This window comes from Nocardia sp. NPDC055053, assembly GCF_053608285.1.
Genome location: NZ_JBSGVD010000005.1, coordinates 237,355 through 252,541, shown reverse-complemented (window position 1 = coordinate 252,541; position 15,187 = coordinate 237,355). Strand labels below are relative to the sequence as shown.

Here is a 15,187-nt window from a genome sequence, read left to right as displayed (position 1 = left end):
GCCGCTGGAGCAACCGACCGCGTAGCCGCGGCGCACGTGCCGATCACCGGTCACCGGCGCATTTGGAATCCATCGGTCTCCCTTACTGCGCCTTCGTGTTCGGCTAGTATCACCGACCCTGGGTCAGGTGCAGGCGGCGGTGCGCTGCAGTATCCGCAGGGAACCGGTCACGGAGAGTTCGCGGAACTTTCCGCTGTCGAGGGCACGCCGATAGATGTTGAACGGGGCGCGTCCACCATCGGCCGGATCGGGGAAGACGTCGTGGATCGCCAGCAGTCCGCCGCCGGCCACCCAGTGCACCCAGTTGTCGTAGTCGCGCTGGGCCGCATCCTCGGTGTGCCCGCCGTCGACGAAGAGCATGCGCAGTGGTGTCCGCCAGACGCGTGCGGCGGCCGAGGAGGAACCGATGATCGCGATGACGGTATCGGTCAGGTCCGCGCGGATCATGGTGCGCCGGAACGCCGTCACGGTGTCGAAGACGCCGGTCTCCGGGTCGACCAGCGTGGTGTCGTGATACTCCCAGCCCGGCTGATGCTCCTCGGAACCGCGATGGTGATCGACGGTGAACACGGTGGCGCCGGTTTCCCGCGCCGCGGCGCCCAGATAGATCGCCGACTTGCCACAGTAGGTGCCGATTTCCATGATGGTTCCCGTGCCCACGTACTCACGGGCGGCCGCATACAGCGCGCGCCCCTCGTCGGCCGGCATGAATCCGGTGACCTGCTCGGCGAGGGCGAACAGCGCACCTGCCTCGGCGGAAATCTCGTCTACAGGTCCCATGCCTCACGCTAACACAGGAACTGGAATACAATCCGAACTACTGTCCAGCAGATTGCCGGACGCGTCGAATCACACAGGAGAACACCGATGAAGACCCGCCTCAACTGCCCCTGCGGAACCCTGATCACCGGCGTCGACGAGGACCACCTGGTCACGCAGACCCAGGCGCACCTCGCCGAGAACCATCCCGACCACGACTACACCCGCGACGAGATCCTCTTCATCGCCTACTGACCGGCCTTTTCGCCGGCAGTGCGACACCGTGCGCGGCTGTTCGTGCGGTTGCTGCCATGAGTGAAACTGCGTAAGTCCAGACTGTCAGACGGTTCGTCTATGAATCGCGATGCAGGGCTGAGTGTTTCGATTAGAATGGGTGCTGGGTGAGATCCTCGGTCACCCGGTGCCGATTCTCGGGCACCAGCGTGAGTCATGCCAACAGTTCTGAAGTCATGCAGGGGGTCAACCATGTCGACAGCTGTCGATTTCGCCGCCCGTCTCATCGATCCCGCCGCCATCGTGGCAGCGGGGCACTCGGCGGTCCTCGCCTATGTCGCACCGAGCAGGCCGGGTGCGAATTTCGGCGCCAAACCGATCACCGCCGAGTACGCACGCGCACTCGCCGCGGCGGGCCTGGATGTCGTATCCATCTGGCAATACGGCAAACCCGGCAATGTCACCCCCTCGGACTGGACGACGGGATTCGACGGCGGCAGGCGGATGGCCGAGCAGGCGCTGGCCACCCATCTCAGCGTCGGCGGGCCGCGGCAGGCGCCGATCTTCTTCGCCGTCGACGAGGACATCTCGCTCGCGCAGTGGAACCAGACGGCCGTCGAGTTCTTCCGGGGTGTCAACGCGGTGCTCGGTACGGAATGGACCGGCATCTACGGGCATTCGCGGGTGTGCGCGTGGGCGATCGAGGACAACGTGGTCGGTAGTCGCGGCGATTTCAGCTGGGTGTGGCAGACCCGCGCCTGGTCGGGCGCCGAGCGCGAGCCCAGAGCGGTGCTGTACCAGCGGATCATCGATACCCCGAGCAATCCCGGCCCGCTCATCGACGGCACCCACGTCGACGTCAACGACATTGTGGCGCCCGACTTCGGGCAGTGGAACCTGGATCGCTCGGTCCCGGTGCCGCAGTTCACCGAGCTCGACCGGCTCGGCCGCTCACATTCCCCGCGCGACGGAGCGCGGATCACCAACTTCCTCCTGCACACCCAGGAGGGCAACGGCACCGCCGAATCGCTGGCGGCCTACCTCAACAACCCCGCCAACGGCGTCTCCTACCACTACACCCTGCGTGACGCGATCGTGGTGCGGGTCGTGCCGGAGGAGCTGGCTTCCTGGTCGGTACTGTCGGCCAATCCGTTCACGGTGAACCTGTGTTTCGCGGGCAGCCGGGTCGCGTGGTCGCGGGCACAGTGGCTGTCCATCGACGACGACCTGCGGATCGCGGCCTACCTCGCCGTCCGCAGCGCACACCGGCACGGCTATTCGACGGCCGTCATCGCCCCGGACTACCACGTGGGCGACGGCATCGCCGATCACCAGTACGTGACCCGGGCGCTGGGCATCGGCACGCACACCGACGTGGGCCCGAACTTTCCCTGGGACGTCTTCGCGGGCTATGTCGCCGCCTTCGCCGGCACCGCACCGAACGCCATCGATGACAGGGCGGCGGCATCGCCCTGGCTCGGCACCCGGCGCACCGACGGCGAACTCACGACTCCCGACGGCCTCGGCCGCTTCGCCGAGTTCGAGCACGGGTACGTCTACTGGCACCCCGACACCGACGCCCACGCGATCCCGACGGCGATCATGACCAAGTACGCCGAACTGGGCTGGGAGGCAGGACCGCTGGGCTACCCGACCACCGAGCACGCCGAACTGCCCGACCCGCGCGGCACCGGTCCCGGTCTCGCGCAGACCTTCCAGGGCGGCACCGTCTACCGCCGCGCCGGGCAACCCGCGTATCGCGTCCACGGTGCGATCGGCGCGCGATGGTCGGCGGCCGGATCCGAGAACGGTGAGCTCGGCTGGCCCGCCTCGGACGAGATCACCCACGACGACGGCGTCTACCAGGAGTTCGAGTTCGGCCGGATCTACTGGGTTCCGGAACAGATTGTCGCGCTGCGCAATTCGGGCGACCCCGATACTCCGCTCGAGCGTCCCGCGTGAGCGGACGAGCGACCGTGCCGCCGCACTGACTACGCTGGCGGCGTGCCGCGCGCGGACGTGGCACGCCGACCCGTGAGGAGAACCGCGCCATGTGGCCGACCGACTGGCCGTCGTCAGCTCGCACGATCGCTACCGCCGTCGAGGCCGCCGTCACCGCGGCGCACGCGGCCGACGAACCCGCGTTCACCGAGGCGGTCGCTGACCTCGCCGAGCTCCCCGCCGACCAGGTCAGCTCGGTGCTGGCGGCGATCGTGCGGGAACTGCTGGAGATCGCGCATCCCGACGGGCTCACCGGCGACGATGTGCGGGCCGTGCTGGAGGCGGTGGTGCGGCAGTCGGCGACGTGGTTCTCCCGCATCGACGCCACCGCTGTCGTCGGCGCGCTCACCGGCGCGCTCGGGGTCGACGACGCGAACGAACCCGGCCACACCGCGACGAACCCGCAGCCCGCCGCGGTGCTGCTCATCGCCTACCTGGCCGGGCTGGCGCGGGTACCCGCACAGGACAGCGTCCGGCGGGCCATCGACGAGATCGCCAGGGCCGAAACGGTCGAGATGCCCTGAGCGACCGAATCCGTTCGTAGTGTCCCCACGGCCCCTCGGCGTACGATCGGCACACAACACTGACGCGGATTCTTCCAGCACGAGGTGATGTCGCATGGTGGACACCGAAGTCCTGATCGTCGGCGCCGGTCCGGTGGGATCGGCAGCGGCCGTCGAACTGGTTCGGCGCGGGGTACGCTGCCGGATCGTCGACGCGCTGGCCAGTCCACCGCGGTATGCGAAAGCGGTCGGAATCCAGCCGCGCACGCTGGAGCTCTTCGAGGCGATGGGTGTCCTGCGGGAGATCCTCGACGCCTCGATTCAGCTGCGCGGTCAGCTCGTCTACGTCAACGGGATCGAAGCAGACCGGCTGGAGCTGAGCTTGCCGCCCGACGTGCCGTTCGGGTTCGTCGGCATTCCCCAGTACGAGACCGAACGCGTTCTGTGGCAGCGGCTGGCGTCGATGGGGACGCGTATCGAGCGTGGCGTCGCGCTCACCGGGTTCACCCAGGATGACGACGGCGTCGAGGCCACACTCCGCGGACCCGACGGCGAGCACACCGTCCGAGCGCGCTATCTGGTGGGCTGCGACGGCGCGCACAGCACCGTCCGCAAGGCACTCGGCCTGAGCTTCGAAGGCGCGGCGTTCACCGAGCAGTACATGCTCGGCGATGTGGAACTGGACTGGTCGCAACCGCGTGGCTACGGCGTGCGGGCGATGCACCGGACCGACGGCGTCACCGATGACGTGCTGGTCTGCATCCCGCTGCCGGGCCACCACCGCTACCGGGTGTCGATGCGCGTGCCGCCGGAGCTCGAGATCACCGACGGCGACAAGGTGGCGCACGGCATCAGCAGCGGACCCGCGCCCGAACTCTCCCACATCCAGGCCGTCCTGGACCGGCTGGCACCCGAACCGACGACCGCGTCGCGGATGCGCTGGTCGTCGGTGTTCCGGATCAGCCACCGCATCGTCGACTCCTATTCGCGGGGGCGGGTTTTCGTCGCGGGCGACGCGGCCCATATTCATCCGCCCACGGGCGCTCAGGGCATGAACACCGGCATCCAGGACGCGCACAACCTCGCCTGGAAGCTCGCCCTCGCGGTCGCGGGTGTGGCCGCGCCGGATCTGCTGGCGAGCTACGACGCGGAACGCAGGCCCGTGGGGGAGGAAGTCGTCGGCCGCACCGTGCGCCATGCCAGGGAGGGCATCGGCGCCGGGGAAACCGACCCCGAACAGGTCCTGCGGCGCGAAGCCCAACTGCTGATCGACTATCGCGACAGTCCCGTCGTGGCCGAATCCGCCGCCGGCGCACCGGCACCATCGGCGGGCAGCCGCGCCCCGGACGCGACCGGACTGACCCGAGCGGCGGTGACCGACTCCTTCCGGCTGTTCACCCTGCTCACCGGCCCGGACCACACCGTTCTCGGCTATGTCGACGGCACCTGCGACGCCGCCGCGATCGACACCATCGAAGCCTGGGTCGAGCGCATCCGGGCAGTGACCGGCGGCAGGCTCGATACCTACCTGATCGCCGCACCCGACGCCCTCATCGCGCAGACAACGCTGCCGATCATCCGTGACCGTGACGGTGACTTCGCACGGCGGTACCACGCCGGTCCGGGCGCCGTCTATGTCGTTCGCCCCGACGGCTACCTGGGATACGCCGCCTGCCCTGTCTCGGCGGACGACGTCACCCACCACCTCGAAACGATCTTCGCTCCGCTGAAATCAGCCTGACCGCCCCCGCGTGAGGCCCTCAGCGGCGCCGGTTTCGCCTCGGCCGCCGCGGGTAGGCGCGCAGGAAGGGGGTCGCTGACGACGTGAGGAGTAGGCATGCGTGTCGTGATTGTCGGAGCCACCGGAAACATCGGAACCAGCGTCATCGAAGCGCTGGCAGGGGAAGCACAGGTCGACGAGATCGTCGGCATCGCCCGCCGGATGCCCGCCGAGGAGCGGCCGGGCGTGCGGTGGGAACGCGCCGACGTGCGCACCGACGACCTGGAGTCGTTGTTCCACGGCGCGGACGTGGTGGTGCACCTGGCCTGGCTGTTCCAGCCGTCCCATCAACCGCTGACGACCTGGCGCGCCAATGTCGGCGGAACCGAACGGGTGTTGCGTGCCGTCGCCGCGGCGCAGGTTCCCGCACTCGTCTATGCCTCGTCGGTGGGTGCGTACTCACCCTGCGACGACCAGCGCCGGGTGCCGGAGAGCTGGCCGACCGACGGCTGGCCTGCCGCCGGGTATATGCGCGAAAAGGCTTATGTCGAACGGCTTCTCGACCGATTCGAAGCCGAATATCCCGACCGCCGGGTTGTGCGGATGCGACCGGCGTTCAGTTTCCGGCGCGAAGCCGCGAGTGAACAGCGGCGGCTGTTCCTCGGCCCGTTGCTGCCGAACAGACTCGTCCGGCCCGGCGTCCTGCCGATCCTGCTGCTCCCCCGCGGGCTGAGGTTCCAGGCTGTGCACAGCCGCGATGTCGGGAAGGCTTACGCGCTCGCCGTCACCACCCAGGCGCGTGGCCCGTTCAATCTGGCGGCCGAGCCGGTGGTGGACCGGGCTGCGCTGGGCGCCGCGCTCGGTGCCCGCACCGTGGAGGTCCCGCCGATGCTGGTGCGCACCGCGCTGGCGACGGGATGGCACGCGCGCCTGGTCCCGGCCTCACCGGACCTGTTCGACGCGATGATGCATCTGCCCCTCATGGACACGGGCAGGGCACGGGCCGAACTCGGGTGGGAACCCCGTTTCAGCTCCCAAGAGGCGATCCACCACATGCTGGGCGGTCTGCGCAGCGGCGCGGGCAGCGCTACGCCGCCGCTCGATCCACACTCAGGTGGACCGCTGCGCGTCCACGAATTCGCCACGGGAATGGGGAGCCGGGAGGACGCCGCTCTGCGTGTCTGAGGTATCCCGCAGCGGCTACGGCGTCGTGCTCGGGTTCCGGCCGACCGCCAGATCGGTGAGGCGGGCAAGCGATTCGCGGTTGCGCGGCACGAGCAGAACCGCCTGGGCCGCGTGCGGGATCAATCGGCCGGGCCCGCGTACCGCGCGTTCGCTCATCGTGATCTCGCACGACGCCGGGCCGGTCGCGCGCAGTTCCAGCCGGACGACGGCGGCGCCGACCGGCCAGAGCCTGGCATCGAGTTCCAGCGTGTACGGCGGGTCGACGGATCGGACCGAGGTCGTGTCCTCGATGGTCAACGGCCACGGTCCGACGCTGTGATGGATCCGCGCGCCTTCCGCGGGCCACGCCTCGTCGACCTCGCGGATGTGGGCAGCGCCGACCACCCAGCCCGAATACAGCCATCCGTCGGCGAGCACGGCGAACACCTCGTCCACCGAGGCTTGCGCCCTGTGCGTCACCTCGACCATGCTGCCTCCGATTTCCGGGACGTCATGTCCTGGGTCCGCTCACGCACTGTCGACGAGCTCGTTGTGGCCTGCCATGCGGGCACAGCTGGCGCAGCAGTACACGGTGCCGGTCGCCTCGACGCCGTGGCCGAGGATCCGGCAGCCGCAGTGCGCGCAGCTCGGTGCGAGTTTCGATGCGGCACATTCGATGCTGTCGAAGGTCCAGCTGTCGCCATTACGGCTGACGGTGAAGGATCGGGCGTAGTCGTTACCGCAGGTTTCGCAGATGGCCATGGGTGATCACCTCTCTCGAATCGATGTCAGCGTTGACGGACGAACGCGGCTACGCCGTCTTCCGACGGCAGGCCACCGGATACCGTGGTCACTTCGGCGCCCATCAGGAGCGCGGCGACGGGCAGGGCTTCATCGGCTCGGCAGGTCTGGTGTGGTGCCGTGCCCGCGGTCCAGCTCGCCGGCCCGTCCGGGCCCGCGACCACCTGCGCTCGGTCGGCGCCGACCAGGACTGTGCGGTCGCCGAGCCGGTCCGGGTCGATCAGCAGGCGATCGACATTGGCCATCCGCAGCGCCTCGGCGGTCGCGCCGAGTCCGGCGACGGCCAGGCCGCCCGCACGGCCGAATTCGGCCGCGAAGGTGTCGAGCACCTCCTGCTGCACCGCGTGCTGACGCAGCAGCGGTATCAAGTACGGCAGCGCCGACACCCGGACGACATCCCGCGCGGGTGTTTCGGGCAGGTACTCGTCGACGTGGACGGTGTTCTCGTCCAGGATCAGCAGCCTGCCCGCCCGGCCGCGCCCCGGCGGGATGTCGGTGATCGCGCGGTCGAACAGGTCGAGCATGCCCTGGCCCGCGCCCGCGGTCACCAGCCGTTCCCGGATGGATCGGCAGCGCAGGGCCGACGGCTGTGCGGAGTCCTCGGTGTCGGGTGACGCGTCCATGTACACGACGGCGAACGGCCCGCGCCGCTCCGCTATCTCCAGCAGGTTCATGTCAGTCACACCGCGCGCGTACCCGATCACGGGAGCCCGAATCGGGTTGTCGCCGATTTCGGCACACCGAGTCCGGGTGGGGCCGGGTACTCGGCCGGTGGCCGAGCAGCCGGGTCCGCACGCGCGGTAGGAGCGTCGGCCGTGGCTTCGGCCAGGTCGGTGTACAGCGGCAGCCATTCGGTGAGGCCCGCGGCGGTGACGATGCGGTCGATCGTCGAGGGCACGGGGTCGACCACGCTCATCCGAGCGACGCCGTTGCGGTACGCCTTGGCGCAGGCGGCCATGTCGAAGATGGCACGGCACGACATGAACGTCACGTCGCTGATGTCGACCACCAGGTGGCCGTGCTCCCCCGCGGTCCGCACGGCGTCGTCGAGGATGTCCCGCCACCGGGCCGCGGTACAGGCATCGATCTCCCCGTACACCTGCAGGACGGTGGCCCCGCCGCCGAGGACGAGTTCGGCGCGCAGGCGTGACGCGAGGTCGACGGGCTGGTCGTCGCCGCGGCTGGAAGTGGTGTCCACGAGTACCCATTCCTCGGCACCGGCAAGCACGGCCCCACCGGTCCTGGCTGCTCGAGATCGGCTGGTTTTTCCCATTCCAGCACGCCAAATCGGCGCTGTCATCGGTTGTAATCCACCTGATGCGGAGCACCGGAATCGCGGGATCCGATGAGTTTCGGCGTTCGGAACCGTCATCACCACCATGAGGACGACCACATCGAAGGACGGCACGGAACTCGCCTACGACGTTTCCGGCGACGGTCCGGCGCTGATCTACATCACCGGCGCCACGTGCTTCCGGAAGTTCCGGCCCATCACCGCCGACGCCGCGGTGTTCGCCACGGAGTTCACCGTCTACAACTATGACCGCCGCGGCCGCGGCGACAGCGGGAACACGATGCCGTACGCGAGGGAGCGGGAGGTCGACGACATCGAGGCGCTGGTCGATGCCGCCGGTGGCACCGCGATCCTCTACGGCCATTCCTCGGGCGCGGCCCTGGCTCTCGAAGCCGCGGCGCGCATGCCGCACAAGATCGCCGCGGTGGCGATCTACGACGCGTCCTACGTGCACGACGAGGCCGAACGGGTTTCCTACGCCCGGTTGGCCGAGAAGGTGGGCGCCCTGCTCGCGGCCGACGAGAACGCCCGGGCGCTGAAGGTCTTCCTCCGCGGAATCGGCATGCCGCGCGCGTTCGTCGCGCTGTTGCCGTTGTTTCCCGGTTGGAAGACCATGAAGGCCCTCGCTCCGACCTTGATGTACGACATCGGCCTGACCGAGGTTCTGCCACCGGTGCAACGGTTCACGAGTATCGACCTGCCTGTGCTTGTCGCGGTCGGCGAGAAGAGCCCGTCCGGCCTGCATCAGGTGGCCGGTCAGCTGGCCGAAGCCCTCCCCCATGCGACCCATCGCACGCTGGCCGGACAGAACCACATGGTCGGTGCCAAGGCGTTGCTGCCGGTTCTGCGAGAAGCTGCGGTGAACGCCTGACCGGCAGACCCGTCAGGGCGCGTCGCCGTAGATGACGAGCCAGATCGCGCGGCCGAGCGCCTCGGCCAATTCCTCGTCGCCGATACCGGTTTCGGCGGCGAACGCGACGGAAATCGTGCGCTCGACCATCGAGGTGAGCACCAGCGCGGTGGCCCGCGGATCGAGCTGCTGCCCGACGCGGCCCGCCGTCCGCTCGGCCTCGAGCCGCGCGCGCACCAGTTCGGCGAACGTCGTCACGCGCGAGCGCCAGTAGGCGCCGACTTCCCGGTCGTAGGAGGCGACTTCGCTCAGCGCGAGCAGCAGGTAGCGGTGGTCGCGGAAACCGCCGATCATCGCCCGCATCGCTTGCACGACACCGGCCTGCTGATCGGTGTGCTCGGCGCTCCACCACAGTTCCGCCGCCGCGAACAGATCGGTGGTCGCCAGCTCCGCCATCCGGATCAGCAACCGGCTCTTGTCCGGAAAGTAGCGGTAGAAGGTCGATCTCGCCGCACCGGAGGCGGCGGCGATCTTCTGCACGGCGATCTCGGTGAACGGCGTGCCGTCGGCGAGCAGGTCCTCGACCGCGGTCAGGACCCGGCGCTCGAACTCGGCGCGCCGGTCGTCGGCGGGTTTGCGCGCTGATCGCGGGACCCGGGTCAGCGAGGGCATCGGCGGACCGTTGCCGGTGTCGAGGCTGGTGCGCTGGCATTGACCATGCGCCCATTGTGCCCGTCGCGCGCCGGGGCAGTTCGGCGGCCGGGTGCGGGCACCGGCAATCCTGTTGCGCGGGTTCGCTATTGACACCTTCGCTCGGATCACCTCATCATCAATCGGACACACTGTCCGAGACTTGTTGACCGAGGCGGTTCTCATGGTCGATTCCCCTGCCACAGCGGTCGAACGGGCTGACGTCGTCGTGGTCGGCGCGCGCTGCGCGGGGTCGGCGACGGCGGCGACGCTGGCAGGGGCGGGTCGCGAAGTCGTCGTTCTCGACGCCGCCGCCTTTCCGTCGGACACGCTGTCGACCCATCTGCTCTGGCCCGCCGGTCTGGCCGAGCTGCAGCGTCTCCACGCGCTGGCCGCCGTCGAAGCTCTCGGTGCGCCACGGCTGACGACGGCCTTCGCGCAGGGTGCCGGCTACGGCGTCGGTTCCGCGTTTCCCGCGGTCGACGGGATCGACTACGCGATGTGTGTGCGCCGTACCGGGCTCGACGCGGCGCTGGTGCGCACCGCGGTGGCCGCCGGCGCCGAGGTCCGGCCGCGCTGCCGGGTCACCTCGGTGGTGTGGGACGGAAACCGTTGTGCCGGTGTGCGTTATCTCGACAGCGCGGGCAGGGTCGTGGAGATCCGCGCGGCACTCGTCGTCGGGGCCGACGGTCGGCGCAGCACCATCGCACGGGCGGTGGGCGCCGAGCAACCGTTCCTGACTGTGCCCAGTGGGCGCGACTGCTACTTCGCCTACTGGCGTGACAGCGCCGATGCTCCGCGCCATATCGCTGCCCAGTGGCGCGAAGCATCCGACCTCGGCACAGCTTTTCCGTGCGACGACGGATTGGTGCTCAGTCTGGTGCAGCCGCCCGCTGTCGCCGATGGCGCACGCGGGCCCGGTGCAGCGGAACGCCGCTATACCGAAGCCCTGGCACGGATTCCGGACCTGACCGAGCGGCTGCGCGGCTGCGAGCGGGTGGGTCGTGTTCGCTCCGCCACCGGCATCTCCTCCTACTTCCGGCGCTCCGCGGGTCCCGGTTGGGCGCTGCCCGGGGACTCCGGACATTTCAAGGACCCCGTCACGGCGCAGGGCATCCGGGACGCACTGCATTACGGACGGACACTCGCCGAGTCGGTCGTCGGGGTTCTCGACGACCCGCGCGCACTCGATGCGGCCCTGACAGAGTGGGAGCGCCGTCGCATCACCGAATGCCGCGAGATCTTCCACTGGACCAATCGGCTCGCCCGCGGTGAGGCCATGCGCCCCTTGGAGATCGAGCTGTATCGCACTGCCGTCGACGACCCGGAACTGGCTGAGATCACCACCGGCATCTTCTCCCGCACCCGCAGGCCCGCCGAGCTGTACACCCCGGCACGGGCGCTGCGCCTCGCCGTGCGCGCGCTGCGCCATCAGCACACCCCCGCCGTCCTCGCCGATCTGGCGCGCGAGCTCCGCGACGCGACCGGCGAATGGCACACCACGCGAACGACCCTGCGTGGCACCGTCTCTCGCTCCGCGGCACCGTTCCCGCCGCGCGCCACCCTCACCACCGCAGGTCCAGGAGAACACCATGCCTGATCAGCCGACACCGTTGTCAGCACCGATCACCCGGCGCACCGCGTTGCGCGCCGGACTCGTCGCCGGAGCCGCACTCGCGGTCGCTCCCCCGGGCGCCGCTGCCGCCCGCCGCTCGCCACTGCTGCGGTCCGGCGGTAGGGCAGTCGCGATCTTCGGCGGCGGCATGGCCGGCCTGAGCGCGGCCCACGAACTGGCCGAGCGCGGATACGAGGTCACCGTCTACGAACCCGCGTTCCTCGGCGGTAAGGCCCGCAGTATGGGTGTGCCGGGGACGGCGTCACCCGGCCGCGCGGAGTTGCCGGGCGAGCACGGCTTCCGGTTCTTCCCCGGCTGCTATCAGCACGTTCCCGACACCATGAGCCGCATTCCGTTCCCCGGCAACCCGAACGGCGTGCTGGACAATCTGGTTCGGGTCGAGGGCACGGTCGCCGGATTCGAGGGCCTGCCGCCGATCTTCACACCTGTAGAACTGGCCGGAGTGGGACAGCTGACGCCGGAACTGGTGCAGAACAGCATCATCGGCGCACTCGGCTTCGTCCCCGACCTGCCCGCGCACGAGCTGGCGTTCTTCGCCAAACAGATGCTCGTGTGGTTCACCTCCAGCACCGAACGGCGCTTCGGCCAGTGGGAATACGTGACCTGGGAACAGATCATGCAGGCCGAAGGCAAGTCGCCCGCGTACCGGAAGTACCTGGTGAACGCGCTCACCCGGATCACCGTCGCCGCGAAACCGCAGACCAGCTCGGCGCGCACCATCGGCACGATCGGTGAGGCACTGGTCCTGGCCGCCTCCGGCACGATCCCGCAGTTCTCCGGTGGAGTCGACCGGATCCTCAACCGCCCGACCAATGCCGCGTGGATCGATCCGTGGGTCGACTACCTGCGCTCGATCGGGGTGCGTTTCGTGATGGGACAGGGAGTTTCCGCGCTGCGGCTGGCCGGCGGTCGCATCACCTCGGCGGCGGTGACCGGCGCGCGTGGCACCGCCACGGTCACCGCCGACCACTACCTGTGCGCCATGCCGGTCGACCGCGCCGTCGACCTCCTCGACGGGTCGATCCTCGACGCCGATCCGCGCCTGGCGGGGATGCGAAACCTGGTCACCGACTGGATGGTCGGCATCCAGTACTACCTGCGCCGCCCGACCGACATCCCCGAAGGACACATCGCCGCGCTCGGCTCGCCCTGGGCACTGACCGCGCTGCGCCAAGCCCCCATGTGGGTCGGCGATTTCCCCGCCACCTACGGCGACGGCTCGGTACTGGAATGCCTGTCGGTCGACATCTCCGACTGGGACACACCGGGAATCCTCTACGGCCGCACCGCCAAGGAATGCAGTGCGGACGAGATCGCCGCCGAAACCTGGGCCCAGCTCGAGGCCTGGCTCAACACCGGCACCGGCTGGCTGCGCGGCGAGGACATCCACTCCTGGCACCTCGACCCCGGCATCACCTGGTCCGGCGGTGGCATCCACAACGAGACCCCGCTGCTGGTGAACACCGTCGGCTCCTACGACAACCGCCCCGACGCGCACTGCGCGATCCCCAACCTCTACTTCGGCGGCGACCACGTCCGCAGCCATATCGACCTGGCCACCATGGAAGGCGCCAACGAGTCCGGTCGCGCCGCCGCCAATGCCATTCTCGACTCCGCCGACGACCCGGGCCCCCGCGCCCAGATCTTCCCGCTGGTCTCCCCACCCGCCTTCGCCGCCGCCAAAGCCATCGACGCAGACCGCTTTCGAGCCGGCCTGCCCCACCTGCTCGACGGCTGACCACGCGTGGGTGGTGAAGGCTCACAACCCCGGCGGGATGGGTCTTCCCCGGCGGCCCCGGTACTGTGGCACAACGCCCACCGGACGCGGTGACGGCGCCCACTGCGACAATCTGGATGTAATAGATGAGTGCTACTGCCGAAAAGCTTGCCGACCTGCGGGAAAAGCTGGCGCTTGCGCAGGAACCGGCCGGAGAGGCGGGGGCCGCCAAGCGAGCCCGCAAAGGCATCCCGTCCGCCCGCGATCGCATCAACATGTTGATGGACCCGGGCACCTTCATCGAGATCGGCGCCCTCGTGCGCAACCCCACCGACAAGAACTCCCTCTACGGCGACGGTGTGGTCACCGGGCACGGCCTGGTCGACGGGCGTCCGGTCGCCGTGTTCTCCCACGACCAGACCGTCTACGGCGGCACCATCGGTGAGATGTTCGGCCGCAAGGTCGCCGCGATCATGGACCTCGCGGGCAAGATGGGCTGTCCACTGGTCGGCATCAACGACTCCGGCGGCGCGCGCGTGCAGGAGGCCGTGTCGTCGCTGCGCTGGTACGGCGAGCTGGCGACCATGATGGAGCCGCTCTCGGGTGCGGTGCCGATGGTCTCGCTCATCCTGGGCAACTGCGCGGCGGGTGCGGTGTACCAGCCGATCTGCACCGATGTCGTGGTGGCCACCGAGAGCGCGCACATGTTCGTCACCGGTCCCAAGATCATCGAGGACGCCATCGGTGAGAAGGTCGACATGGAGGAACTGGGTGGCGTCTACAACCAGGCCGCCTACGGCAACATCCACCATGTCGCCAAGGACGAGCCCGCCGCCTTCGACTGGGTGCGCACCTACCTGAGCTACCTGCCGTCGAGCTCCACCGAACTCCCGCCGATCGTGAATCCCGGCCTGGAGCCGGAGGTCACCGAGTCCGACCTCACGCTGAACAAGCTGGTCCCCGACTCCGACAACATGGTCTACGACATGCACGACGTGCTGCTGCGGATCTTCGACGACGGCGAGTTCCACGAGATCGGCGCTGCCGCCACCGAGAACATCATCACCGGCTTCGCCCGGGTCGACGGCAGGCCCGTCGGTGTGGTCGCCAACCAGCCGACCGTACTGGCGGGCGCGCTCGACGCGAAGGCCAGCGACAAGGCCTCGCACTTCATCCACATCTGCAACGCCTTCGAGATCCCCCTGGTGCTCGTGGTCGACACCCCCGGCTTCCTGCCCGGCGTGGAACAGGAGAAGGCGGGCGTCATCAAGCGCGGCGGCCGGTTCCTGTTCGCCTACGTGGAGGCCACCGTCCCCAAGGTGACCGTCGTGATCCGCAAGGCCTACGGCGGCGGCTGGGCCGTCATGGGCGCCAAGGCGCTGGGCTGCGACGCCTACCTGGCCTGGCCGACCGCGCGCATCGCGGTCATGGGCGCCGAGAGCGCCGTCGGCCTGACCCAGCGCAAGATCCTCGACGCCACCCCCGAGGACCAGCGCGGCGCGATCCGCCAGCAGATGATCGACTTCTACAACGCGACCATCGCCACCCCGTGGATCGCCGCCGAGCGCGGCTACATCGACCGCGTCATCGAGCCGTCGACCACCCGTCTGGAAATCCGCCGCGCCCTGCACCTGCTGCGCGACAAGAAGGTCGTCCGCTACCCACGCAAGCACCACCTGCTGCCGCTGTGATCCGGTCGGGGGGGGGGGGGGTCACCCCCCACCCCCCCCCCCATGAAGGGCCGCAGTTGGGCGCCCCCGGGACGCCGGGTGGGGCCCCCCGCCCGCCGGGGCGCAAGCAGAGAGCCCGCGGCGCCCG

The 15,187-nt window shown here is 69.3% G+C and carries 15 protein-coding genes; 9 read left to right on the top strand and 6 right to left on the bottom strand.

Going from position 1 to position 15,187, the window contains the following annotated elements; translation table 11 throughout:
* Positions 1–123 precede the first annotated feature (123 nt).
* Positions 124–780: a class I SAM-dependent methyltransferase gene (locus tag ACWF82_RS07785; RefSeq protein WP_452499061.1), complete on the bottom strand. Its 657-nt coding sequence runs from the start codon at positions 778–780 to the stop codon at positions 124–126.
* An 87-nt stretch (positions 781–867) separates the two neighbouring features.
* Here ACWF82_RS07785 and ACWF82_RS07780 point away from each other — a divergent pair, with 87 nt between their 5' ends.
* The 5 genes from ACWF82_RS07780 (at position 868) to ACWF82_RS07760 (ending at position 6,402) form a co-directional block, all read left to right on the top strand.
* Positions 868–1,014 (top strand): DUF1059 domain-containing protein, encoded by a 147-nt coding sequence (locus ACWF82_RS07780; RefSeq protein ID WP_378853047.1) that lies wholly within the window; start codon positions 868–870, stop codon positions 1,012–1,014.
* A 231-nt stretch (positions 1,015–1,245) separates the two neighbouring features.
* Complete coding sequence (locus ACWF82_RS07775; RefSeq protein ID WP_452499058.1) at positions 1,246–2,955, top strand: glycoside hydrolase domain-containing protein; 1,710 nt, start codon at positions 1,246–1,248, stop codon at positions 2,953–2,955.
* An 89-nt stretch (positions 2,956–3,044) separates the two neighbouring features.
* Positions 3,045–3,518 carry a hypothetical protein gene (locus tag ACWF82_RS07770; protein ID WP_452499056.1) on the top strand — a complete coding sequence of 158 codons (474 nt, stop codon included), beginning with the start codon at positions 3,045–3,047 and terminating at the stop codon, positions 3,516–3,518.
* A gap of 94 nt (positions 3,519–3,612) precedes the next feature.
* Positions 3,613–5,238: an FAD-dependent monooxygenase gene (locus ACWF82_RS07765; RefSeq protein ID WP_452499054.1), complete on the top strand. Its 1,626-nt coding sequence runs from the start codon at positions 3,613–3,615 to the stop codon at positions 5,236–5,238.
* Between the two features lie 96 nt (positions 5,239–5,334).
* Complete coding sequence (locus tag ACWF82_RS07760; protein WP_452499052.1) at positions 5,335–6,402, top strand: NAD-dependent epimerase/dehydratase family protein; 1,068 nt, start codon at positions 5,335–5,337, stop codon at positions 6,400–6,402.
* 15 nt (positions 6,403–6,417) lie between these two features.
* Here ACWF82_RS07760 and ACWF82_RS07755 read toward each other — a convergent pair whose 3' ends face one another.
* Genes ACWF82_RS07755 through ACWF82_RS07740 form a run of 4 tightly spaced genes read right to left on the bottom strand, consistent with a single transcriptional unit; the run spans position 6,418 to position 8,380 of the window.
* Positions 6,418–6,870, bottom strand: coding sequence for an SRPBCC family protein (locus ACWF82_RS07755; RefSeq protein ID WP_452499050.1), 453 nt, complete (start codon positions 6,868–6,870; stop codon positions 6,418–6,420).
* A gap of 39 nt (positions 6,871–6,909) precedes the next feature.
* Positions 6,910–7,143 carry a hypothetical protein gene (locus ACWF82_RS07750; protein ID WP_189029049.1) on the bottom strand — a complete coding sequence of 78 codons (234 nt, stop codon included), beginning with the start codon at positions 7,141–7,143 and terminating at the stop codon, positions 6,910–6,912.
* 26 nt (positions 7,144–7,169) lie between these two features.
* On the bottom strand, positions 7,170–7,865 hold the full coding sequence (locus ACWF82_RS07745) for a hypothetical protein (RefSeq protein ID WP_452499048.1): 696 nt from the start codon (positions 7,863–7,865) through the stop codon (positions 7,170–7,172).
* Between the two features lie 17 nt (positions 7,866–7,882).
* A complete protein-coding gene (locus ACWF82_RS07740) occupies positions 7,883–8,380 on the bottom strand; it encodes an STAS domain-containing protein (protein ID WP_452499046.1) in 498 nt (165 codons plus the stop codon).
* Between the two features lie 181 nt (positions 8,381–8,561).
* Between ACWF82_RS07740 and ACWF82_RS07735 the strand changes: the two genes are divergently transcribed.
* On the top strand, positions 8,562–9,347 hold the full coding sequence (locus tag ACWF82_RS07735) for an alpha/beta fold hydrolase (protein WP_452499044.1): 786 nt from the start codon (positions 8,562–8,564) through the stop codon (positions 9,345–9,347).
* Between the two features lie 12 nt (positions 9,348–9,359).
* Here the strand turns inward: ACWF82_RS07735 and ACWF82_RS07730 are convergent, their stop codons facing one another.
* Positions 9,360–9,998, bottom strand: coding sequence for a TetR/AcrR family transcriptional regulator (locus ACWF82_RS07730; protein ID WP_452499042.1), 639 nt, complete (start codon positions 9,996–9,998; stop codon positions 9,360–9,362).
* 202 nt (positions 9,999–10,200) lie between these two features.
* Between ACWF82_RS07730 and ACWF82_RS07725 the strand changes: the two genes are divergently transcribed.
* The 3 genes from ACWF82_RS07725 (at position 10,201) to ACWF82_RS07715 (ending at position 15,060) form a co-directional block, all read left to right on the top strand.
* On the top strand, positions 10,201–11,616 hold the full coding sequence (locus ACWF82_RS07725; protein WP_452499040.1) for an NAD(P)/FAD-dependent oxidoreductase: 1,416 nt from the start codon (positions 10,201–10,203) through the stop codon (positions 11,614–11,616).
* Positions 11,609–13,390: a hydroxysqualene dehydroxylase gene (locus ACWF82_RS07720; RefSeq protein WP_452499038.1), complete on the top strand. Its 1,782-nt coding sequence runs from the start codon at positions 11,609–11,611 to the stop codon at positions 13,388–13,390. Before ACWF82_RS07725 ends, ACWF82_RS07720 begins: the two co-directional genes overlap by 8 nt.
* A gap of 125 nt (positions 13,391–13,515) precedes the next feature.
* On the top strand, positions 13,516–15,060 hold the full coding sequence (locus ACWF82_RS07715; protein WP_452499036.1) for an acyl-CoA carboxylase subunit beta: 1,545 nt from the start codon (positions 13,516–13,518) through the stop codon (positions 15,058–15,060).
* The last annotated feature ends 127 nt before the right edge of the window (positions 15,061–15,187 follow it).